The sequence below is a fragment of the Gallibacterium genomosp. 2 genome (assembly GCF_000771895.1).
Classification (GTDB): domain Bacteria; phylum Pseudomonadota; class Gammaproteobacteria; order Enterobacterales; family Pasteurellaceae; genus Gallibacterium.
Map to the genome: position 1 here is coordinate 1 of NZ_JPXY01000017.1, position 21799 is coordinate 21799.

21 protein-coding genes are annotated in these 21799 nt (G+C 37.5%); 11 read left to right on the forward strand and 10 right to left on the reverse strand.

The window, feature by feature from the left end; genetic code table 11:
- Positions 1 to 141: 141 nt before the first annotated feature.
- A complete protein-coding gene (gene gmhB, locus P375_RS03665) occupies positions 142 to 705 on the reverse strand; it encodes a D-glycero-beta-D-manno-heptose 1,7-bisphosphate 7-phosphatase (protein WP_039134510.1) in 564 nt (187 codons plus the stop codon).
- A 174-nt stretch (positions 706 to 879) separates the two neighbouring features.
- Between gmhB and metN the strand changes: the two genes are divergently transcribed.
- The 8 genes from metN to fabR all read left to right on the forward strand — a co-directional run bounded on the left by metN (position 880) and on the right by fabR (position 6572).
- Positions 880 to 1914: a methionine ABC transporter ATP-binding protein MetN gene (gene metN, locus P375_RS03670; protein ID WP_039134511.1), complete on the forward strand. Its 1035-nt coding sequence runs from the start codon at positions 880 to 882 to the stop codon at positions 1912 to 1914.
- Positions 1907 to 2572, forward strand: coding sequence for a methionine ABC transporter permease (locus P375_RS03675; protein ID WP_039134513.1), 666 nt, complete (start codon positions 1907 to 1909; stop codon positions 2570 to 2572). The genes metN and P375_RS03675 overlap by 8 nt, the downstream gene beginning before the upstream one ends.
- A gap of 20 nt (positions 2573 to 2592) precedes the next feature.
- Positions 2593 to 3393 carry a MetQ/NlpA family lipoprotein gene (locus P375_RS03680; RefSeq protein ID WP_039134516.1) on the forward strand — a complete coding sequence of 267 codons (801 nt, stop codon included), beginning with the start codon at positions 2593 to 2595 and terminating at the stop codon, positions 3391 to 3393.
- A 493-nt stretch (positions 3394 to 3886) separates the two neighbouring features.
- Positions 3887 to 3970 carry an IS3 family transposase gene (locus tag P375_RS12970; RefSeq protein ID WP_156962329.1) on the forward strand — a complete coding sequence of 28 codons (84 nt, stop codon included), beginning with the start codon at positions 3887 to 3889 and terminating at the stop codon, positions 3968 to 3970.
- Between the two features lie 85 nt (positions 3971 to 4055).
- Positions 4056 to 4532, forward strand: a complete 477-nt coding sequence (locus P375_RS03685) for a GAF domain-containing protein (RefSeq protein ID WP_039134518.1) — start codon at positions 4056 to 4058, stop codon at positions 4530 to 4532.
- 11 nt (positions 4533 to 4543) lie between these two features.
- Positions 4544 to 4972, forward strand: a complete 429-nt coding sequence (locus P375_RS03690) for a DUF2251 domain-containing protein (protein WP_039084056.1) — start codon at positions 4544 to 4546, stop codon at positions 4970 to 4972.
- A 65-nt stretch (positions 4973 to 5037) separates the two neighbouring features.
- Entirely contained in the window at positions 5038 to 5952 is a 915-nt protein-coding gene (gene oxyR / locus P375_RS03695) for a DNA-binding transcriptional regulator OxyR (RefSeq protein WP_039134520.1), read from the forward strand.
- A gap of 2 nt (positions 5953 to 5954) precedes the next feature.
- Complete coding sequence (gene fabR, locus P375_RS03700; protein WP_018346415.1) at positions 5955 to 6572, forward strand: HTH-type transcriptional repressor FabR; 618 nt, start codon at positions 5955 to 5957, stop codon at positions 6570 to 6572.
- 60 nt (positions 6573 to 6632) lie between these two features.
- Here the strand turns inward: fabR and pgsA are convergent, their stop codons facing one another.
- From pgsA to P375_RS03735, 7 genes are all read right to left on the reverse strand, one after another.
- Positions 6633 to 7181: a CDP-diacylglycerol--glycerol-3-phosphate 3-phosphatidyltransferase gene (pgsA, locus tag P375_RS03705; protein WP_021461080.1), complete on the reverse strand. Its 549-nt coding sequence runs from the start codon at positions 7179 to 7181 to the stop codon at positions 6633 to 6635.
- 75 nt (positions 7182 to 7256) lie between these two features.
- The gene (gene uvrC, locus P375_RS03710; protein ID WP_039134523.1) at positions 7257 to 9080 is read right to left on the reverse strand and encodes an excinuclease ABC subunit UvrC; all 1824 of its coding nucleotides are present in this window, start codon (positions 9078 to 9080) and stop codon (positions 7257 to 7259) included.
- Positions 9081 to 9083: 3 nt separating this feature from the next.
- Entirely contained in the window at positions 9084 to 9860 is a 777-nt protein-coding gene (gene kdsB, locus P375_RS03715) for a 3-deoxy-manno-octulosonate cytidylyltransferase (RefSeq protein ID WP_039134524.1), read from the reverse strand.
- Position 9861: 1 nt separating this feature from the next.
- Complete coding sequence (locus tag P375_RS03720; RefSeq protein WP_039089278.1) at positions 9862 to 10059, reverse strand: Trm112 family protein; 198 nt, start codon at positions 10057 to 10059, stop codon at positions 9862 to 9864.
- Positions 10056 to 11033, reverse strand: coding sequence for a tetraacyldisaccharide 4'-kinase (lpxK, locus tag P375_RS03725; RefSeq protein ID WP_039134525.1), 978 nt, complete (start codon positions 11031 to 11033; stop codon positions 10056 to 10058). The genes P375_RS03720 and lpxK overlap by 4 nt, the downstream gene beginning before the upstream one ends.
- Before the next feature lie 21 nt (positions 11034 to 11054).
- Positions 11055 to 12803, reverse strand: coding sequence for a lipid A ABC transporter ATP-binding protein/permease MsbA (gene msbA / locus P375_RS03730; protein ID WP_039134526.1), 1749 nt, complete (start codon positions 12801 to 12803; stop codon positions 11055 to 11057).
- Positions 12804 to 12875: 72 nt separating this feature from the next.
- Entirely contained in the window at positions 12876 to 15260 is a 2385-nt protein-coding gene (locus tag P375_RS03735; RefSeq protein ID WP_039134527.1) for a DNA internalization-related competence protein ComEC/Rec2, read from the reverse strand.
- Between the two features lie 329 nt (positions 15261 to 15589).
- Between P375_RS03735 and dksA the strand changes: the two genes are divergently transcribed.
- The 3 genes from dksA to folK all read left to right on the forward strand — a co-directional run bounded on the left by dksA (position 15590) and on the right by folK (position 18179).
- A complete protein-coding gene (gene dksA / locus P375_RS03740; protein WP_039134528.1) occupies positions 15590 to 16039 on the forward strand; it encodes an RNA polymerase-binding protein DksA in 450 nt (149 codons plus the stop codon).
- Positions 16040 to 16218: 179 nt separating this feature from the next.
- Positions 16219 to 17697 (forward strand): polynucleotide adenylyltransferase PcnB, encoded by a 1479-nt coding sequence (gene pcnB / locus P375_RS03745; protein ID WP_432430740.1) that lies wholly within the window; start codon positions 16219 to 16221, stop codon positions 17695 to 17697.
- Positions 17697 to 18179 carry a 2-amino-4-hydroxy-6-hydroxymethyldihydropteridine diphosphokinase gene (folK, locus tag P375_RS03750; protein ID WP_039134736.1) on the forward strand — a complete coding sequence of 161 codons (483 nt, stop codon included), beginning with the start codon at positions 17697 to 17699 and terminating at the stop codon, positions 18177 to 18179. Before pcnB ends, folK begins: the two co-directional genes overlap by 1 nt.
- Positions 18180 to 18193: 14 nt before the next feature.
- On the opposite strand, the gene glnE is transcribed toward folK, so the two are convergent.
- Positions 18194 to 21100 carry a bifunctional [glutamate--ammonia ligase]-adenylyl-L-tyrosine phosphorylase/[glutamate--ammonia-ligase] adenylyltransferase gene (gene glnE, locus P375_RS03755; RefSeq protein WP_039134532.1) on the reverse strand — a complete coding sequence of 969 codons (2907 nt, stop codon included), beginning with the start codon at positions 21098 to 21100 and terminating at the stop codon, positions 18194 to 18196.
- Between the two features lie 93 nt (positions 21101 to 21193).
- Positions 21194 to 21796, reverse strand: a complete 603-nt coding sequence (leuD, locus tag P375_RS03760; RefSeq protein ID WP_039134533.1) for a 3-isopropylmalate dehydratase small subunit — start codon at positions 21794 to 21796, stop codon at positions 21194 to 21196.
- Between the last annotated feature and the right edge of the window lie 3 nt (positions 21797 to 21799).

A 21799-nucleotide genomic window follows, 5' to 3' on the forward strand; every position in this document is an offset into this window, starting at 1 on the left:
TGTCTGATAGTTTTTTTAAAGAACAAAAAACGACGCTTTCTTTTTAACTTCACACTTCAGCGTCGTTGCGGTGGCGTATTATAAGCATTTCAAAACCTTGTGCAAGTCTTTTTTCTAAGAAAAATTTCAAGCGACTATTTTTTAATCTTTATTGGAAATTTTCTCTTTGATTAATGCGGGTAAATAAGCAATAGAATCAATTAGATAATCAGCCTGCCTTGCTATTTCTTCAGTTATTGTTTTTCCCGTTTTTACTAAAATAGTTGTTCCCACATTTGCTTTTTTACCGGCAATAACATCATCCAACTTATCACCGATCATAATAGATTTTTGAGGATCTATGTCCAAATCTGCAATTGCCTCCAACAATAAGCCTGCTTTTGGTTTACGACAATCGCACTCTTTTTTGTATTTACCGATACCCTTCGGATGATGTGGACAATAATAAATGCCTTCTAAATGCACACCTCTATCTTCTAGTGACCAATCCATCCACTCTGTTAATTGATTAAACTCTTTTTCGGTAAAATATCCTCTAGCAATTCCTGATTGATTGGTAACAATCACTAAAGCATATCCCATATCTTGTAATTCCTTTAATGCATCTATACCTCCTTCAATAAAATGGAAATGATCAATGTCGTGTACATAGCCATAATCAATATTTAAAGTGCCATCACGATCTAAAAATATTGCTTTTTTCATCATATTTACCTTTAATTTTACTTATCTTTTTTAATACCATTACTCTTTTTAGCTTAACTGTATGTACTAAATTTTACTATCTAATAGCTAAATCTTATAAAAATTTTATTGACATAGCTATCTAGACGTCTAGAATAACGCTAATTTTCTTCATTAACTTAATTTAAGTACAAAATGATCAAATTAGAAAATATCTATAAAATTTTTCAGCTTGGAGATAAACAGCTGACGGCTTTAGACAATGTTTCATTGGACATTCCTAAAGGTAAAATTGTCGGAGTTATCGGTGCATCCGGCGCAGGTAAAAGTACACTGATTCGCTGTGTTAATCTACTTGAACGCCCAACTAGTGGGAATGTGCTTGTTGATGGACAAAATCTTATGCAGCTAACATCAAGCCAATTAGTGTTAGCTCGCCGTCAAATCGGAATGATTTTCCAACATTTCAATTTGTTAAACTCTCGTACTGTATTCGGCAATATTGCATTGCCCTTGGAGTTGAACGGCACACCAAAAGAACAAATTCATAGTAAAGTAAACAGTTTACTGGATATGGTCGGATTATCTGATAAAAAAGAAATGTATCCGAGTAATCTATCCGGCGGTCAAAAGCAGCGTGTTGCAATTGCTCGCGCATTAGCAAACGATCCGAAAGTGTTACTTTGTGATGAGGCAACAAGTGCATTGGATCCTGCTACTACACAATCTATCTTAAAATTGCTTAAAGAGATCAATCGTAATTTAGGCATCACTATTCTATTAATCACACACGAAATGGACGTTGTGAAAAAAATTTGTGATCACGTAGCCATTATTGATAAAGGATCATTGGTGGAGCAAGGGTCTGTCAGTGAAATTTTTTCTAATCCAAAAACACAATTGGCACAAGATTTTATCCACTCTACTTTTCACATTAATTTACCGGATGAATATTTGGCACAACTTAGCGATTCACCTCGTTCACCAGAATCCTATCCATTGATAAAATTTGAATTTACTGGTCGTTCCGTTGATGCTCCATTGTTGTCATTAGCATCAAAAAAATTCGGTATCGATCTCAGTATTTTAACGTCACAAATTGATTATGCCGGCGGTGTCAAATTCGGATTTGTTATTGCCGAAGTGGAAGGTGAAGAAGATGCAATTACACAAGCTAAAATTTATTTAATCGAGCATAATGTTCGTGTTGAGGTATTGGGTTATGTTTGATGTTTTAACGCCACAGGTGTGGACTTTAATTGGTAATGCTACTTTAGAAACACTCTATATGGTGTTTGCTTCTGGTTTTTTCTCTGCTGTTTTTGGTATTCCACTCGGAGTTATCCTATTTATTACTCGTCCAGGACAAATTAAAGAAAATAAAAGTCTAAATCTTGCTTTAAGTGCTATTGTCAATATTGGTCGTTCAATTCCATTTGTCATTCTACTTGTAGCAATTATTCCATTTACTATGTTTATTTTAGGCACTTTTATTGGGACAACCGCCGCTATTGTACCTTTAACTATTTCTGCCATTCCTTTTATGGCTCGTTTGGTTGAGGGTGCCTTGATGGAAATTCCTGCCGGCTTAACCGAAGCAGCACGTGCGATGGGAGCAAATAATCTGCAAATTATTACCAAATTCTTATTACCTGAAGCATTACCTAGTATCATTAATTCTCTCACAATAACACTGGTTTCCTTAGTGAACTATTCTGCTATGGCAGGTACTGTCGGCGGTGGCGGCTTAGGTTATGTAGGCATTCAGTACGGTTACCAAACTTATGTGCCGGAGATTCTTGTTGCAACCATTGTAATTCTTGTCATTATGGTGCAACTTATCCAAACTATTGGCGATCATCTTGTTCGTTACTTTAATCATAAATAAATATCTTGAAGGAGATTTCTATGCAAATCAAAAACATCTTAACTATCAGTGCATTATCTGTAGCTATTGCATTTTCATCCTCTGCTTTCGCTAAAGATGGGAAAATCAAAGTGGGCATTCAAGTCGGCCCTGAAATGAGTGTTGCTGAAACAGCAAAACAAATCGCAAAAGATAAATATGGTCTAGACGTGGAATTAGTGCCATTTACTGATTACGTAACGCCAAATGCGGCACTTGAAAATAAACTTATTGATGCAAATGCTTTCCAACATAAACCATATTTAGATTCGCAAATGAAAGATCGTGGTTGGACTGATTTAGTTATCGTAGGAAATACTTTTGTCTATCCTATTGCCGCTTATTCTAAAAAAATCAAAGATGTTAAGGAATTAAAAGACGGTGCAACTGTAGCGATTCCTAACGATCCTACCAATGGTGGCCGTGCCTTGTTATTACTACAAGCACAGGGTTTATTAAAACTTAAAGAAGGTACTGGTTTAACACCTACCACATTGGATATTGTTGATAATCCAAAAAATTTAAACATCAAAACTCTTGATGCCAACCTTATCCCTCGTACTTTAGGTCAGGTTGATCTCGCTATCATCAATAATACCTTTGCAGGCGCTGCCGGTTTATATCCAAGTAAAGACGCTGTATTTGTAGAAGATAAAGATTCTCCATACGTCAATATCATTGTTGCACGTGAAGATAATAAAGCTGATCCGGATGTTCAAAACTTCGTTAAGGCATACAATACGGAAGAAGTTTATAAAAAAGCAATGACGGAATTCAAAGATTCTGTTGTAAAAGGTTGGTAATTTAATTATTAACATTTCAAACAGCCAAAAGAGTTTTTGATCTGCACCCCAAAAATTGGACTTATTATCCAACATAGAGGTGCAGATTTTTTATGACCAAATACAACCAAACATTTAAACAACAAGCTGTTGATTTCTACTTTCAACACCCACGAAAGTCTTTCTTTCACCTGTCGTACATTTACAGTACCTAAACGAACATTAAGACATTGAATTGCTCAATATTCTAGTATAAATGGTTTAGCCGTGCTGCATACCAAACGTACCATACCCCCAGACTTTAAATATCAAGTCATACAAACTATTCAAAACAGAGAAATTTTAGTATTGCTAATTCGGGTGTCATTAGACAATGATTGGTAATTGTTCAACAATCCGGTATAGAAAGATTACACCCCAAACCTAAAGGACGACCTGCGATGAAAAAATCACGCTATTTAGTCGGATAAAAGTAGAATGTTTTTATGGCAAAACGTTCGAAAGCATTTAAGAACTGGAATTTGTTATCAAAAAATATGTTCGTTATTACAATGAGGACAGAATACAATTAACATTAAATGAACTGAGTCCTGTTTGATACAGACTTCAGTCCTTAAAATAGTAGTCCAACTTTTCGAGGACGGATCATTTTATCTTTCGTCTTTTTATTATAAGGAGAATTTATGTTTTCGTTTTCCGATAACGATTTGCAACATCTACCGCATAATTTACAATCTTTAATTGCTGATGATGATAACTTAATCAGTGTGCTGGCCAATACTTCTGCACTATTAAATCAACAACTTGCTGATATTAATTGGGTCGGGTTTTACTTGTTAAATGCACAAAATATTCTTACTTTAGGCCCTTTTCAAGGTAAAATTGCTTGCAATCGAATTGCTGTCGGTCAAGGTGTTTGCGGTCAAGCCGTTGCCCAAAATAGGATATTAAGAATTGATAATGTACATCAATTTGATGGTCATATCGCTTGTGATAATGCCAGCAATTCTGAAATTGTTCTGCCTTTACATAAAAATGGGGAAATTATCGGCGTATTAGATATTGATAGTCCTCATTTCGCGCGTTTCACTGAACAAGAACAAACAATATTGGCCGAATGCATTACGATACTTGAACAACACTTATCAACACTACCTTAGTTGAGGAACTTATGCTTTATCTGACTCTTGAAGACAAATTATTAATTAGCCAATCTAAACAAATTGGCACACACTCCACACAACAGCCACATTTAGCTGTGATTTTTGAAGATGATGGTGATAGTGGTTATTTCTATGCCATAGATACCCAACAAAAAGAGGCGATTGTCGATAGTTTGCATATCTATAATGTTGCCGCAGTCGAACAAAAACAGATAGAACGGAAATTACAAATTTGCTGGTCGGAAGACGGCTATTTTGCCCTGTTATTGATTAATGATTACCCGCACGCCGCTTTTGATTTTAAACAATTAATTGCCTATAACCATAATCAATTTCCACAACCGGATATTACCAGTCTTTGGTCACATAAACTCATTACCGAAGATCTGATAAAACAGTGGTTAAGCAATCCACAAAGCAGTTGTACTCGCCAATAATTGTGTTATAGTTTGTTTCAATTAAAATTTATTTTTTAATCGTTACTACCTATAAAGGAGTCGTTATGAATCTTAGGGATCTTGAATATTTAGTGGCACTTTCCGATCATAAACATTTCCGTAAGGCTGCCGATGCCTGCCACGTGAGCCAACCGACATTAAGTGGTCAAATTAGAAAATTGGAAGATGAATTGGGTATTCTTCTATTAGAAAGAACCAGCCGTAAAGTGCTTTTCACTCAATCCGGATTATTATTAGTTGATCAGGCACGCAATGTGCTAAAAGAGGTTCAGTTATTAAGGGAAATGGCAAGTAACCAAGGTAAAGATATGACAGGTCCGCTCCATATGGGAATGATTCCAACTATTGGACCTTATTTATTGCCTTATGTCATTCCGATGTTGCGTGAATCTTTCCCTGAATTGGAAGTTTATCTTTATGAAGCGCAAACACATCAATTATTGGAGCAACTTGAAAAAGGTCAAATCGATTGTGCAATTGTCGCATTAGTAAAAGATACCTCTGCATTTATTGAAATTCCTATTTATGATGAAGCAATGTTAATTGCGGTTTCTGATCAACATCCGCTCGCTAAAGAGGATGAAATTCCGCTTGAAAAACTCAAACAATATGAAATTCTAATGTTGGACGATGGTCATTGCTTCCGCGATCAAGCATTAGGTTACTGTTTTGTCGCCGGTGCAAAAGAGAATACTCACTATCAAGCAACAAGTTTAGAAACATTACGCAATATGGTTGCCGCTAATGCCGGTATTACCTTTATGCCGGAGTTGGCAATTTTAAATGAACGTTCGCGCGAGGGTGTTAAATATATTCCTTGTACCAATCCTAGACCTTATCGCACCATCGGCTTAATTTATCGTCCCGGTTCACCATTGAAAGCCCGTTATCAACGAGTTGCGGAGTTAATCGGCAACAATATTAAACCGTTACTTGTTACAGCAACTAAAGATGCTTAAAAATGAGCGGAATCAGAGCCAAACAAAAAGAGAAAACCAGACGTGCGTTAATCGATGCCGCGTTTGATCAGCTCAGTGCTGAAAAAAGTTTTTCCAATTTAAGTCTCCGTGAAGTCAGTCGAGAAGCCGGCATTGCGCCAACTTCATTCTATCGCCATTTTAAGGATATGGATGAATTAGGATTAAGTATGGTCGATGAAGCCGGCTTAATTCTACGGCAACTGATGCGCCAAGCTAGAAAACGGATTGAGGATGGCGGGAGTGTTATTGCTATTTCCGTTGAAACATTTTTTGAATTTATTGCCAACCGTCCTAATGTTTTCCGCCTTCTGTTGCGTGAAAGCTCCGGTACATCTCAAGAGTTCAGAACGGCAGCCTCACGAGAAATCAATCATTTTGTTGCTGAACTGGCAGAATATATTATGAACAAAGATAAGGATATCCCCGCTGATATTGCCAAAGCGCAATCCGAAGGGATGGTTACTATTGTTTTTACCGCCGGTTCGCACGCTTTGGATATGAATAATCAAGAACGAGAGGCATTGAAACAACGCGTCATTCTACAACTCAGAATGATCGCAAAAGGTGCAACGCTGTTACTGGAACATAAATCAAGCTAATTTAGGATCAAAAAAACCTAGTGCGACAAACACTAGGTTTTATTTTCATCGAATAAATCGTTATTCCTGCAATAAACTTTCTTTCGCTAAAGTCAAATATTGCCACATCGACCAAACTGTCAAGATAACCGCAACATACAACGCAATTGTAGCAATAATTTCCATTGTCGGATTATAACGCCATAACAATCCGATAAGCGCAATCATCTGTGATGTGGTTTTCACTTTTCCTAACCAAGACACTGCCACTTTATTTCTATCACCCAATTCCGCCATCCATTCTCGCAAAGCTGAAATAATAATTTCACGAGAGATCATAATAATCGCCGGAATCGTAATCCAAAAAGTATGATAATGTTCAACCACTAACACCAATGCAGCGGCAACCATAACTTTATCTGCTACCGGATCAAGAAATGCGCCAAAACGGGTTGTTTGTTTCCATTTACGCGCTAAATAACCATCTAACCAATCGGTCACAGAGGCTATGGTAAAAATAAGTGCAGTCCAAAACGGCGCCCAACTAAATGGAAAATAAAACAGAACGATAAAAAACGGGATTAAAATAACACGAAAAAAGGTCAAAAAAGTGGGAATATTCAATTTCATCTTGATCACCAGATCGATTTAATACCAAACGTGACTATTGTAAAGCATATTGAGTTAAATTGCCTATATTCAATATCAATGTTTTAGTGTTTCAAAGATTTTTTCAGCTAATGAACGTGAAATTCCGGGTACGGAAGCCAATTCATCTATCGTAGCGGCACGACCCCCCTGCAAACCGCCAAGATATTTCAACAGTGCTTGACGTCGTTTTGCACCAACGCCCTCAATACTCTCCAAACCGCTCTGAATAAATGCTTTCTGCCGTTTTTTACGGTGTCCGGAAATAGCGTGATTATGTGATTCATCTCGAATATGCTGGATCAAATGTAGTGCTAAATTATCCGGTTCTAAATGAATCTCCCGTTCACTGTTACCGATTAACAAGGTTTCCAAACCGGCTTTACGATCAACCCCTTTCGCCACGCCGATTAATAACGGCTTGTGTTTATTCCAACTCACATTCAGATTTTCAAACACTGCCAAAGCACGATTAAGCTGCCCTTTGCCACCGTCAATAAAAATAATATCAGGGATCTTCTCTGCCGTGAGATCTTTATCGTATCTTTTCTTCAATGCCTGCTCCATCGCCGCATAATCATCACCGTGTGTACCTTCAATATTAAAACGGCGATAATCCGACTTTAACGGCCCTTCCGAACCAAAAACAACACAGGAAGCAATCGTATTTTCACCCATTGTATGGCTAATATCGAAACACTCCATTCGTTGGATTTTGTCCATATGCAGCAACTGTTGCAACGCTTGATAACGCTCTTCTATTCTGCCTTGTTGTTTTAATTGCGTTGTTAATGCCACCGAAGCATTAGTTTGCGCCAACTGTAAATAACGGTTTTTCTCGCCTTTTACTTTATCTTGAATCTGAACTTGACGCCCTGCCTGTTCACTCAATAACGTTTGTAACATCTCTTTTCCGGCTAAAGAGTGATCAATCACAATCGAATCGGGAATACTCCGCCCTTGATGTGCCTGTAAATAAAATTGCCCTAAAAAAGTTTCAATAACTTCAGCAATCTGCGTATTTGCCGGAATTTTCGGGAAATAACTACGATTTCCCAATATTTTTCCGTGACGAATAAACAACACTTGCACACAAGCCAATCCGGATTTGTACGCAATCGCGATAATATCGATGTCATCCAAACGATCATTACTGACGAACTGTTTTTCCATTACAGATCGCACCGCCTGAATCTGATCGCGATAACGTGCCGCCGCTTCAAAATCTAATCTGTTGCTCGCCTGCTCCATTTTTTCAATCAGATGGGTCACCACCTGCTGATCTTTACCTTGCAAAAACAGGCGAGCCAACTCCACCTGTTGCTGATACTCTTCATCCGTTACATATCCGGCAACACAAGGTGCCAAACAGCGTTTAATTTGATACTGCAAGCAAGGACGGGAACGGTTGTTATAAACACTGTTCTCACACTGACGAATCGGGAATAACTTCTGCATCAATGATAAGGTTTCTCGCACAGCGGAAGAGTGCGGATAAGGCCCAAAATACTCACCGGCGATTTTTTTTGCACCACGATATGAGGTAATTCGTGGATGACGCTCGTGAGTTAATAAAATATAGGGATAGGATTTATCATCTCGTAACAACACATTGTAACGAGGCTGATACTGCTTGATGAAATTATGTTCAAGCAGCAATGCTTCCGTTTCCGAATGGGTAATCGTTGTATCGATATGATCGATCGAAGCAACCAGTGCTTCCGTTTTTTTGCTATTAACATTTTTGCGGAAATAACTGGAAAGCCGTTTTTTGAGATTTTTTGCCTTGCCGACATAAATAACAGTGTTATTCCGATCATACATCCTATAAACGCCAGGATTTTCCGAAACATCGGCAAGAAATTTTTTTGCATCAAACATCGTTTAACAGGACAAAATTGCACGAACTTTTAATAAATCTTCTTCAGTATCTACACCTACTGCCGGAATTTCCAACGCAAGTTCACAATGAATTTTTTCACTGTTCCATAAGACTCTCAGTTGTTCTAATGATTCGCATTGTTCTAATGCTGTCGGTTGCCACGTCACATATTGGCGAATAAAGCCTGCTCTATAGGCATAAATGCCGATATGACGTTGATACAAATTAGTAAGTAATTCAAAATGTTTAATTTCTTGTGGTTGTTGATATACGCCAGCAAATTGATCCCGATGCCACGGAATTACCGCTCTAGAGAAATAAAGCACATAACCGTTTTTATCAGTTAATACTTTCACTACATTCGGATTAAATAGCTCCTGAGCTTCATCAATTTTCACTGATAAAGTTGCCATATTTACTTGATATTTATCTAAATTTTCAGCTACCTGTTTTACAATTACCGGTGGAATCAAAGGTTCATCTCCTTGAATATTGACCACGATTTCATCATCAGGCAATGCCAATTTTGTCACTACTTCTGCTAACCGTTCAGTGCCGGAATTATGTTTATCTGAAGTGAGGCAAACTTCTCCACCAAAGGCTTTCACTACTTGCTCTATTTCGGGATGATCAGTCGCAACAATTACCCTTGTTGCTCCAGCTAATTGCGCTTTTTCCCAAACGTGTTGAATCATAGGTTTACCTGCAATATCTTTCAGTGGTTTACCCGGTAAACGACTAGAGGCATACCGTGACGGAATAATGACACTGAATCTCATTTTATATCTCCTTCACTGTTTGGTTTTGATTATCTTGCTTTAACGACACTGCATTTTCTGGCAACAGTGCTGGAATACCGTTCATAATTGGATAGGCAAATTGTTCATTTTCGCAAATTAAACGTTGTTGTTGCTCATCAAGCAACAGCGGTTGATGGCAGTGTGGGCACGCCAACATACTAATCACTTTTTGTTTCATTTATTTACCTTAGCAATAATCTTTGCAATTAAATTTTCTAATTGCTCTTTCTTAATTTCCGCCGTAACTTCCACATACCACCAATGCTTTTGTGCAAATTTACGACATTTCACTGCGTCTTTTTCGGTCATCAACAGAGGAATATCACTTTGATCAAATGCAGAAAAATCCGATGGTTGAAAAGAGTAGTGATCCGGGAAGGCAGTACTTGATAACAGCGTGATTCCTTGATGTTCCAAACTGGTGAAAAAACGTGGTGGGTAACCAATTCCGGCAACAGCATTTACTTGCGTAAATTGAGTTAATGCTCTTCTCTCATTGGTGAGCAAATTGACCGCTTCGCCACTGCGCAATGTCATCAAAATTTCATTATCTTGTGCAGTACCGCCATTACAAATCACCGCATCAACCGTTTTTAATCGTTGCTTTGGCAACTCTCGTAACGGACCAGCCGGCAATAATAACCCATTACCGAAACGACGCTCACCATCCACCACCACCAATTCAAGATCACGCTGTAATTTATAATTCTGCAAACCATCATCACTAATAATCACTTGTGGATGGTACGCTTTATGCAACAGTTCGATACTTTGTCGGCGATCAGGTGAAATCGCAACCGGCGCAGATGTACGTTGTGCAATCAATACCGGTTCATCGCCCACTTTTTTAGCATCGGAAGAGGCACAAACCAAAAACGGATATTCAGTGCTTTCACCGCCATATCCGCGAGAAATCACACCAACACGGATTCCCTGTCGTTGTAATTGTTCCACTAATGTAATCACCAATGGGGTTTTCCCATTTCCGCCTACCGATAAATTACCAACCACTACAACCGTGCAAGGTGCTTTCCAAGAGGTAAAAATACCTTTTTGATAGGCTTTCCGTCGTAAATATGTCGCCAATTGGAATACCCAAGAGAAAGGTAATAATAACCATTGCAACCACGATTGTTGATACCAGAATTTCATACTGTTTCTTTTATAAACCTCTTAACCTTCAAATTGCATTTTGTGCAATTGAGCATAGATTTGCCCATATTGCAGCAACTGTTGATGCGTTCCCCTTTCAACAATCTCTCCTTGATCAATGACAATAATTTCATCTGCTCGTTCAATCGTTGATAAACGGTGTGCTATTACCAACAATGTTTTATGTTGATGCAAACCATCCAATGCATTTTGGATCGCACGTTCAGACTCCGTATCTAAGGCAGAGGTAGCTTCATCTAAAATTAATACTGCAGCATTTCTTAATAATGCTCTTGCAATTGCTAAACGTTGGCGTTGTCCGCCCGAAAGTGAAACACCGTTTTCTCCGATCATAGTGTCCAAACCGTGTTCCATTTTTTCAATAAATTCCATTGCGTGAGCTGCTTTTGCTGCCGCAATAATTTGTTCTCTACTATATTTTTCTGTTGCCGCATAAGCAATATTATTTGCGATAGTATCATTAAAAAGATGAACCTGTTGCGAAACAATGGCACAGTGCTGACGCAAATTCGCTAAGGTATAATCTTTAATATTACGCCCATCAAGTGTAATTTCACCTTGTTGGACATCGTAAAAGCGTGTAATGAGATTGGCTATTGTTGATTTACCTGAACCTGAACGCCCTACTAATGCCACTGTTTTTCCAGCAGGAATATTAAGCGAAATATGAGAAAGTGCCGGTTCATCCTTGCCTTGATAGTAAAAACTGACATCTTTAAAAGCAATATCACCACTAACTTTTTCACTTACAAATTTGCCATTATCTTGTTCTGTTTCCAAATCCAAAATAGAGAATAAAGTCTGGCAAGCTGCCATTCCACGTTGGAATTGTGCATTCACATTGGTTAAAGATTTTAAAGGTCTTAATAAAGCAAACATTGATGAAAAAACAAGCGTAAAATCACCAGCGGTAAGTTGTCCCCCCATCATTGTTGGTATTGTTGCCAAATATAGCACTACCGCCAATGCAAAAGAGGCAATAATTTGCACAATAGGATCTGAAATGGCACTCATTGCCATCATTTTCAGGCTTTTACGACGCATATCATCACTGACTAAATCAAAACGTTGTTCTTCAACTTGTTGACCACCAAAAGAAAGCACGACACGATGCCCTTTCAGCATCTGTTCTGCACTTGCCGTCAATTCGCCCATTGAATTCTGCATATTTTTACTTAAACGGCGAAAATGCTTGGATACCACACTGATTAATACTGCAATAATAGGCCCGACCACGAAAAGCACCAACGACAACTGCCAACTGGTATAAAGCATTAACCCCAGCAATGAAACCACGGTAGCACTCTCTTTCACGATAGTAATCAAGGCGTTGGAAGAGGAGTTCGCGACCTGTTCGGAATCATAAGTGATGCGTGAAAGCAGTTTCCCTGCCGCTTGATGGTCAAAAAAACTGACCGGCATATACATTAAATGTTTAAATAACATTCTGCGCATTACCATTACTACATTGCCCGACACCCACGAAAGACAATAATCGGAAACAAAACTGGTAATACCTCGTAAAAAAATAAGCAGGATAACGATGATTGGCAACCATTTTAGGAATGACAGATCTGCCTCACCGAATCCTTTATCTAGTAATGGCTTCAATAAATAGATTAATCCAGCTTCGGTTAATGCGTTAAAAACCAAGGCAATAATTGCAATTAAAATACCTAATCGATATTGCCAAATCATTGGCCATAAACGTTTAAATGTCGCTTTTGTTGAAAAATCTTTATCATTCATAAAATGGCGTTGTACCGTAAATAAATTTAAAACGCTATTCTACCTTTATTCTGTTATTTATCAAATCAGCCCTTAAAGTAACTGCTTAAACCAAGGTTGTAAGAAGGTTCTCGCTGTTTCAACTTCAATTTCTCCGTGTTTGGTAAAACGTAATAGAATTTGTCCTACTGTTGCTGTTACTAGCGTATCTACCTGAAATTGCTGTAATCGTGAAATAATCTCCTGATGTGGAAAATGCCATTGATTGCCTATGCCAGCGGAAATTAATGCTATTTTAGGTTGTGTTTTTTGCAAAAATGCAGTACTGGTTGAAGTACGGCTACCGTGATGAGCAACCTGCAAAATATCAATCATCGGGAAATCAGCTAAATACAGTAATTCTGCAGTTTTATCCAGATCACCTGTTAATAGTACATTATGTTCTCCATCATTAAGTAATATAACGCAGGATTGATGATTTTTAGCTGTTTTCTCTATTTTATACGGCGCAATTACTTGCCAATTTAAATTTTGCCAATACCATTGAATCCCTTTATAACACGGCAAAGGGATTCTCTCGGCATATGTTTTTTTAGAAGATGTGATTAATGTTGCGTTCGGATAATAGTTAAGTAGCGTTTCAGCACCGCCACTATGATCATTATCATCGTGACTTAGAATAATCGTTTCCAATACAATGCCTCGCCTTTGTAAATAAGGAATAATTTCTAATTCAGCCATACTACCACCACGCCACGAAGCAGCGGTATCATACAAAACGCCCTTACCATTTTGTTGTATCAGAATAGACATTCCTTGCCCGACATCCAACATTTCCAGCATCCATAAGGTGCGATATTGTTGATAATAATAGAAGCCTAATTGCCATAGCATTATGCCTAAAATCATTCCTATTATTTTCAAAATAGTTTGAAAATCGGTACGATCAACCAAAGTAGACACCTCTAAACGTAATAAAGTTGGTGCCGGCAACCAATGATGTTCATCCGCTTTAGTTCGTTGATATTTAGCATAGTGAATACAGAACATTCCCCAAATCAAACACAAGCCTAGAAAAACCAAGCTAATCCAGAGATTTTCCACCTCTGAAATAGGATGCCAGCCAATTTTAAATATCTTTAAGCCTTCAACACATTGTTGCGCAATAAACTGGCATAACGTCCAACTGTGGAAGTAATTGAATGTTAAAATGGAAAATAGAATTAATGGGATGAGTACAAAGCTGAAAATAGGAACAATCCACAAATTAATCCATAGATTAAAGAAATTAAAACCTGAAAAAAAGAAAATTGTAATCGGTGTAAATAGTAGGGAAAGCCCGATTTGCAGATGAATAAGAGTAAAAATGTAATAAACTATTTTACCGAATTGGTGTGGCTTTTTCCCCCGAATTGACCAAATTGATAGGGGAAATAGGTGATTCCAAATCAATAGACATAAAACTGCTAATGCAGATAGCCAAAAACTATCACTTAATAGAATAAATGGATCTAATAACACAAAGATAGTGATACAACGTACATAACATTGCCACCAATTTAAATGACCTCGAAAAAATCTTAGCCACAATAGAAAAATCAATGCAATAATTGCTCTGACAGTTGGGATTGAAAAATCGGCTAAATAACTGTATAACAAAGCGCATATTCCACCGAATAGTAATGGGAAAAACGGTGTAATACGATGAGTAGGCAATAAATATTGCACACAACGAGCTAAAGCAACCCCCAATAACATTACCAAACCGATATGCAATCCTGAAATCGCAATTAAATGCGCTGTTCCAGTCTGTTGAAACAGTTGTAGCATTTCCTTGCTTAAAAAACGTTTATCACCAAACCCTAATGCAAGAAATAATTCCGACTGTGGTTGCTGTTGCCATAAATCCAAATTATGCCGCAATAATCGCTCGCGCAAATCGGGATTATCTGCAATAAAAACTGCTTTTTTAATAACGGCATAACCAACGATATGATTTGCATACAGCCATTTTTGACGCTGAAAACCACCAAAATTTACTCTTGATGCTAAAGGTTTTAATGTCACCTCTCCTTGCCAAGACTGTCCGGCAGCTAGCTGTTGCGGTGTTTGCCAATTTAAATAAAACCGATACTTTTCATCTTTATGTGAAAATTTCAATGATGCAATTGCCGTTTGATAATCGCGTTGGTGCAAAACCTTTTCAATCAAAATTTCCGCACGCTGTTTCTTCGGCAATGTATGCAAATATTGCGCTTGAGTTATTAGTTGTTGGATCAAAAATAAACACCAACAACACGAAAATATTATTGCAATAATCACATTACTCCACGGACTTTTCTTTCTTATTAACAATACGGTCAGTGACGAAGTAATAGCGAAAAAAATACCCCAAAATTTAGTTAAAAAAATCCATTCAAACGGCAAATACATCATCACCAAACAACTGACAATACAAGCAATGGCAATTCGCTCCACATATCCTCCTTTTTATTCTGGAGTAAAATAATAGATCTGTATTAATGTGCAAAAGATAAGCAGTAAAAATGTGAGCTTCATCGAAAATTTACAAAAAATATCTGTTTTTCTGTATTTCTTCGTTTAAATAATCATCATTTTAAAAAATTCTGTTTGCTAAAAAGTATAAGTTCTGATATTTATAACCGTCCTTTGGAATAGCTCACTCCAAAGTGTATGAAAATCGACGGAAAATTGTATAAAAAAGGCTCTATTTTTGATAAAAGTATTTCATATGGAGTGTTTTATTAGTCGTTATTTATTTTTTGGTGTCTAGGAGAGATTTAAATATGACGGCAACTACGCCAAAATCATCACTAAGTGTTTTAGCTCTTGCCGGTGTGCAACCTTATCAAGAGAAAGTCGGCGAAGAATATATGAATGAAGCGCAACTTCTTCATTTTAAAAAGATTTTAACTGCTTGGCATGATCAAATCATGGAAGAAGCAAATAGAACTGTCGCACTTATGCGTGATGAAGCTTCTAATTTTCCGGATCCATCCGATCGTGCTACACAGGAAGAAGAGTTCAGTTTAGAACTACGTAATCGTGATCGTGAACGAAAATTATTAAAGAAAATTGAACGTACTATCAAAAAGATTGAATCTGAAGATTTCGGTTACTGTGAATCTTGTGGTGTTGAAATTGGGATAAAGCGTTTAGAGGCTCGTCCGACAGCTGATCTTTGTATTGATTGTAAAACATTAGCAGAAATTCGCGAAAAACAGATTGGTGGGTAAATTCATCAAAATACCCAAGTGATTGAATTACCGCTGTTTACAGCGGAAATTAGCCAAATTTCTCTCCCTAATCCAGTTTAGGGAGAGTTTTCTATTTTAAAAATAGATAAAAAATATCACTTTTTACATATTTTTTAAAAGTAGATTGAGGTGGTCTTATTTTTAAATTTATTCGAAAACTGTTTCCGCAAAAAACGGAAGAACAGCAAAACACTTTCTCAACAAAACATACATCTGCTCCTGTTGTTAGTCAGAAAAAAACTAAGCAGAAATTTTCCTCTGTGAAAAACAAATCTAAACGAGCAGCATTACCATACTTAAAAGCTTCTGAATATGGTATTTATCCTCATCTTATTAGCCGTCAAGCATTACAGGTTGTTGAAAAATTGCAGAGTAATGGTTTTGAGGCTTATGTGGTAGGCGGTTGTTTACGCGATATTTTATTGAACAAAATGCCTAAAGATTTCGATGTTGCAACTAGTGCGCGTCCAGAACAGATTCAAAGAATATTTCAACGTCAATGTCGTTTAGTTGGACGCCGTTTCAGGTTGGCACATATTTTATTCGGTAGAGAAATCATTGAAGTTGCAACATTCCGCGCTGCTCACGATGAAATTAATAATGATAAATTAGCTAAACAAAGTGCAGAAGGAATGTTATTACGTGATAATGTTTATGGCAGTTTGGAAGATGATGCTGCTCGTCGTGATTTTACTGTCAATGCATTTTATTACGATCCCCGTAAAGATAAACTCTATGATTTCTTCAATGGTATTAAAGATTTGCGCGCAGGTCGATTGATGTTGATTGGTGATCCAACTCAACGTTATCAGGAAGATCCAGTCAGAATGTTGCGAGCTATCCGTTTTATGGCAAAACTGGATATGTTTCTTGATAAACAATGTGAAAAACCGATTTATCAATTGGCATCTTTATTGCAAAACATTCCAGCGGCACGTTTATTTGATGAGTCATTAAAACTATTACAAACTGGGAAGGGTGAGAAAACATATCAATTACTCTATAAATATCAATTATTTCATCAACTTTTTCCGGCATTAATTCCATTTTTTACCGCGAATAATGACTCATTTACAGAAAAAATGATTATTACCGCATTACGTTCCACTGATGAGCGTATTGCCGATCATTTACGTATTAATCCAGCATTTTTGTTTGCCGCTTTTTTTTGGTATCCGTTACGTGAGCGTATTGAAATATTGAAGAATGAAGGTGGTTTAAATAACTTTGATGCCTATTCTCTTGCTAGTAATGATTTATTGACGCTAATTTGTCAACGTGTTGCCATTTTACGTCGCCATACTGCTACCATCCGTGATATTTGGTCATTGCAGTTACTTTTCACTAAACGTACTGGTAAGAAGCCACAAGTTACATTGGAGCATCCTAAGTTTCGTGCTGCTTATGATCTATTAGCAATGCGTGCCGAAATCGAACAGGGCGAATCTATTGAATTGGCAGCTTGGTGGTATGAATATCAACAAAGCAACAGTATGCAACGTGAAGAATTAATCAAGGTACAGCAGGAATTACACCCGCATCAAGAAAAGAAACGGAAACGTAAATCTCGCCGACGCTATCATCCGGCAAACAACCAAAAGAAAATGAATACCACTAAAATGAGGATAACTAGTTGATAAATAACGTTTATATTGCATTAGGTAGTAACTTAGGTGATCCTTTAGCACAATTAACACGTGCTGTGCAGACTTTAAATCAACATCCGGAGCTGAAAATAAAATCAGTTAGCCCTTTTTATGGTAGCAAGCCGTTAGGGCCTCAAGATCAGCCTGATTACATTAATGCAGTTGTACAAATAGAAACTGAACTTGAACCATTAGCACTGCTGGATTTATTACAATCAATCGAAAACGATCAAGGTCGGGTCAGATTACGTCGTTGGGGAGAGCGTACACTTGATCTCGATATTTTACTGTTTAATCAAGAAGTTATTTTGCATCCTCGCTTAATTGTTCCTCATTGTGAAATGAAAAATCGGGAGTTCGTGATTATTCCTTTATTTGATATTGCACCCAATTTAGTCTTTCCGGATGGGGAACTTCTATCCGAAACGGTTAAAAAATTTAGGCCACATCAAATGTGGAAACTATCAAATTGAAAACAATCTTGCTATTAATAAAATAACTGTCGCCATACTTGAGTGATAAAAGCTCTTATTGCAGAAAACGGTTCAGCCTCCACCACTGAATTCTTGCCGGCAAGGTTTAGATGGTGAATATGATTACGCAATTCAACATAACTTTTGGTTAGTTTTTCACCAATTTCCGGCGTGATAACTTGATATTTCACCATATCCTCAAAAATACGTACATTATCAGACCAAGTTGTTAATTCTGGTATCTTTGGAGCGTTTGCTAGCATTAAAAACTGTGCGATAAACTCAATATCGGTAATACCACCACGATCTTTTTTAATATCAAAATAGCCCGCTTCCGTGTGTGATAAATGTTGATACATTTTTTCTCGCATTTCTCGTACATCAATCTTCAGTTGATTTATCTCTTTTTCTGTAGATAACACATCGTGACGAATCTGTGTAAATTGTTGTCTCATAGTGGTTTCACCAAAAACTGGTCTTGCTCGCACCAAAGCCTGTTTTTCCCACGTCCAAGCTTCATTTAATTGATAATCGTGAAAGGCCTTTATCGAACTGACCAATAAGCCTGAACTACCGGAAGGTCGTAAACGCATATCTATTTCATATAAAATTCCTGAATTTGTATGAATACTGAAAATACTATTTATTTTTTGTGCTAAACGTAAATAGAACTGTCCGCTATCAATATTTCTTTTACCACCGACTGTTTCGCTATTTGCTGGTGCATCATAGAGGAAAACTAAGTCCAAATCTGATTTATAGCCTAATTCGATACCCCCCAATTTGCCGTAACCAACCACTAAAAAACCTTTGTCATTATTTTGTAAGTGGTTAGGTGTACCAAAACGTTGTGTAACCTGACGCCAAGCAAGATTAACTACACTGGCAATAATCGCTTCCGCTAAATAAGTTAAATGATCGCTTACTTTCATCACTGGCAAAGCACCTAGAATATCAGCAGCAGCTACTCGTAACTGCGTTGCTAATTTAAACTGACGCAAAACATCAATTAATTGTTCTTCATCTTCTTGAGGAATTCGTATCAAATAATGTTCTAATTCTGCTTGGTATTGACTAAATGGAGGTGGAGATAATAACGTATTAGGATTTAATAACTCATCCAATAACAATGGATAATCAGCAATTTGTCGAGCAACAAAAGGTGATGCGCCACATAAATTCATTAATAATACGCGTGAATTTGGATTCTCATACAATAATTCAAGATAAGTCGTTCTGGTCGCAATTTTGGCAATAATTTCTAAAATACGAGGAAGCAATACTGCTGCATCTTTCATAGCCAACATCTCATCAAATAAAATTGGAAGTAATTGTTCCAACACATCTCGACCACGCACACCAATTGATTTACGTAACATTTCTTGTTTGAACTGCCACATATGATCGGCAATTTCTTGCTGATGAGATAAATTTAATTTGTCTAATAGTGTCATCACATCCTGATGATTAAAATTGATGCCTAGAAAATCTTGCCAATCACTTTGATATTCCTCACTTTTTTCATCCTCTTCACCAATTAAGTAGCTGAACACCTGACGTACATTTTGTTGATGCTGACTTAACACTTGATAAAAACTGTCCCAGTCATAAATCGGGTATTCAATAGTAACTAATTGATGCTGCTGGTTAAAATAGGTAAAAACTCGACAGGCATCAATTAAACGCTGTTTATCCTGTTCATTGGTTGGTAATAATTGTGTCTGTTGATCGTTAATCGCTTGTAGAATATTTTCCACTCGACGCAAAAAAAGATAAGCCTGAGATAGATGTGTTGCTTCAAGTGGCTGTAGTAAATTTAATTCAACCAATTTCGGTAAAATTCGGAGTAACTCTCTTTGTTGTAATGCCTTTTCTCGACCACCACGAATCAGTTGGAATACTTGTACGATAAACTCAATTTCACGAATACCGCCAGCACCAAGTTTAATATTATCCACTAAGCCCCGTCGTCTTACTTCAGCATTGATTTTCTGCTTCATATCACGCAGCGATTGAATGGCACTAAAATCAATATAACGCCGATAAACAAATGGGCGTAGCAACTGGCTTAAATAACGGTGATTCGGATCATTGGCATCTTCACCCATAATGCGCGCTTTAATCATCGCATAACGTTCCCAATCACGCCCTTGTTCTTGATAATAATCCTCAATCGAGGCAAAACTTAATGCTAATGCGCCGGCTTCGCCGAAAGGACGCAGGCGCATATCAACGCGATAAACAAAGCCATCAATGGTAGCTTGATCCAACGCTTTAATAAAACGTTGCCCCAAACGGATAAAAAATTGTCCATTATCGATACTTCTTCTGGAACCTACCGTTGCACCGTGATCCGGATAAGTGAAAATCAGATCAATATCAGAAGAGAAATTTAACTCTCTGCCACCCAATTTCCCCATTCCCAAAATAATGAGTGGTTGAGCTTCTCCTTCAGCATTAGTCGGTGTACCTAATTCAACACAGAGCTTTTTATAAAGCCAATCTTTGGTCACCACAATAATCGCTTCCGCTAATTCGGAAAGCTGATGAAAGATCTGCTCAACACTGGCAAGATTTAAACTTTGACAAAAGCTCAATTTTGCCATTTCACAATGGCGGAAACGGCGTAAAATTTGATACAGCTTGTTTTCATCATCTACATTTTCCAGCTGTACGAGTAAATGCTGTTGATACAAACCACAATCTGTAAACTGCGGTAATTGTAGTAACCATTGTTCGAAAATAGTTGGGTATTTCTGTAAAATTTCTGCGACAAAATCAGAAAAATAGATAGCGGTTGCAATTTGGCGAAGATTTTTCGGTAAATTTTCCAAGATAATTGGAAGTTGATAATGATCTTTTAAGGTTGAATTTTGTAACAGATCAAATAGACGCTGTTGTTGCATTGAGGAAAGTTGCATAGCGGTATCCTTTTTGTTTTTCTTTGCAAAAAGAATACACGCTTTTTGCACGATTTTGGAAATTTATTCGAGATTTTTTACCCTACCTCCTGTTTATTTTAAGAAGTTAGGAATATTTTTCTCATATTCCGCAATGGCGTTTTCGTGCTGTAGGGTTAAGCCGATGTTGTCTAAGCCGTTTAATAGGCAATGACGGCGAAATTCGTCCAGTTCAAAAGGATAGACTTTTTCACCTACAGTTACCGTCATTTTTTCTAAATCGACATCAATCGCTTTCCCCGGGTTTGCCCACACCCATTGGAAGATTTCTTCGACTTCTTCTTCGCTTAAACGAATTGGCAACATATGATTATTTAAGCTGTTGTTATAGAAAATATCCGCGAAACTTGGCGCAATCATCACTTTGAAGCCATAATCTGCCAATGCCCAAGGAGCGTGTTCACGGGAAGAACCACAGCCAAGATTTTTGCGTGCCAATAAAATGCTTGCCCCTTGATATTGCGGATAGTTCAGCACGAAATCAGGATTAGGCTGTGTGCCTGCCGCATCAAGATAACGCCATTCGTGGAATAAATGTTTGCCAAACCCTACGCGGGTGATAGCTTGCAAAAATTGTTTTGGGATAATGGCATCGGTATCTACATTTGCCACATCTAAAGGCACGACAATGCCTGAATGCTGTTTAAAGCCTGCCATAAT

Coding starts and splice junctions, on each gene's coding strand:
- msbA (WP_039134526.1), bottom strand. CDS start 12,803: ATGAATGATAAAGATTTTTCAACAAAAGCGACATTTAAACGTTTATGG.
- P375_RS03720 (WP_039089278.1), bottom strand. CDS start 10,059: ATGAAACAAAAAGTGATTAGTATGTTGGCGTGCCCACACTGCCATCAA.
- kdsB (WP_039134524.1), bottom strand. CDS start 9,860: ATGAGATTCAGTGTCATTATTCCGTCACGGTATGCCTCTAGTCGTTTA.
- P375_RS03690 (WP_039084056.1), top strand. CDS start 4,544: ATGCTTTATCTGACTCTTGAAGACAAATTATTAATTAGCCAATCTAAA.
- metN (WP_039134511.1), top strand. CDS start 880: ATGATCAAATTAGAAAATATCTATAAAATTTTTCAGCTTGGAGATAAA.
- gmhB (WP_039134510.1), bottom strand. CDS start 705: ATGAAAAAAGCAATATTTTTAGATCGTGATGGCACTTTAAATATTGAT.
- glnE (WP_039134532.1), bottom strand. CDS start 21,100: ATGCAACTTTCCTCAATGCAACAACAGCGTCTATTTGATCTGTTACAA.
- P375_RS03680 (WP_039134516.1), top strand. CDS start 2,593: ATGCAAATCAAAAACATCTTAACTATCAGTGCATTATCTGTAGCTATT.
- pgsA (WP_021461080.1), bottom strand. CDS start 7,181: ATGAAATTGAATATTCCCACTTTTTTGACCTTTTTTCGTGTTATTTTA.
- P375_RS03675 (WP_039134513.1), top strand. CDS start 1,907: ATGTTTGATGTTTTAACGCCACAGGTGTGGACTTTAATTGGTAATGCT.
- P375_RS03685 (WP_039134518.1), top strand. CDS start 4,056: ATGTTTTCGTTTTCCGATAACGATTTGCAACATCTACCGCATAATTTA.
- uvrC (WP_039134523.1), bottom strand. CDS start 9,080: ATGTTTGATGCAAAAAAATTTCTTGCCGATGTTTCGGAAAATCCTGGC.
- lpxK (WP_039134525.1), bottom strand. CDS start 11,033: ATGAAATTCTGGTATCAACAATCGTGGTTGCAATGGTTATTATTACCT.
- dksA (WP_039134528.1), top strand. CDS start 15,590: ATGACGGCAACTACGCCAAAATCATCACTAAGTGTTTTAGCTCTTGCC.
- leuD (WP_039134533.1), bottom strand. CDS start 21,796: ATGGCAGGCTTTAAACAGCATTCAGGCATTGTCGTGCCTTTAGATGTG.
- oxyR (WP_039134520.1), top strand. CDS start 5,038: ATGAATCTTAGGGATCTTGAATATTTAGTGGCACTTTCCGATCATAAA.
- fabR (WP_018346415.1), top strand. CDS start 5,955: ATGAGCGGAATCAGAGCCAAACAAAAAGAGAAAACCAGACGTGCGTTA.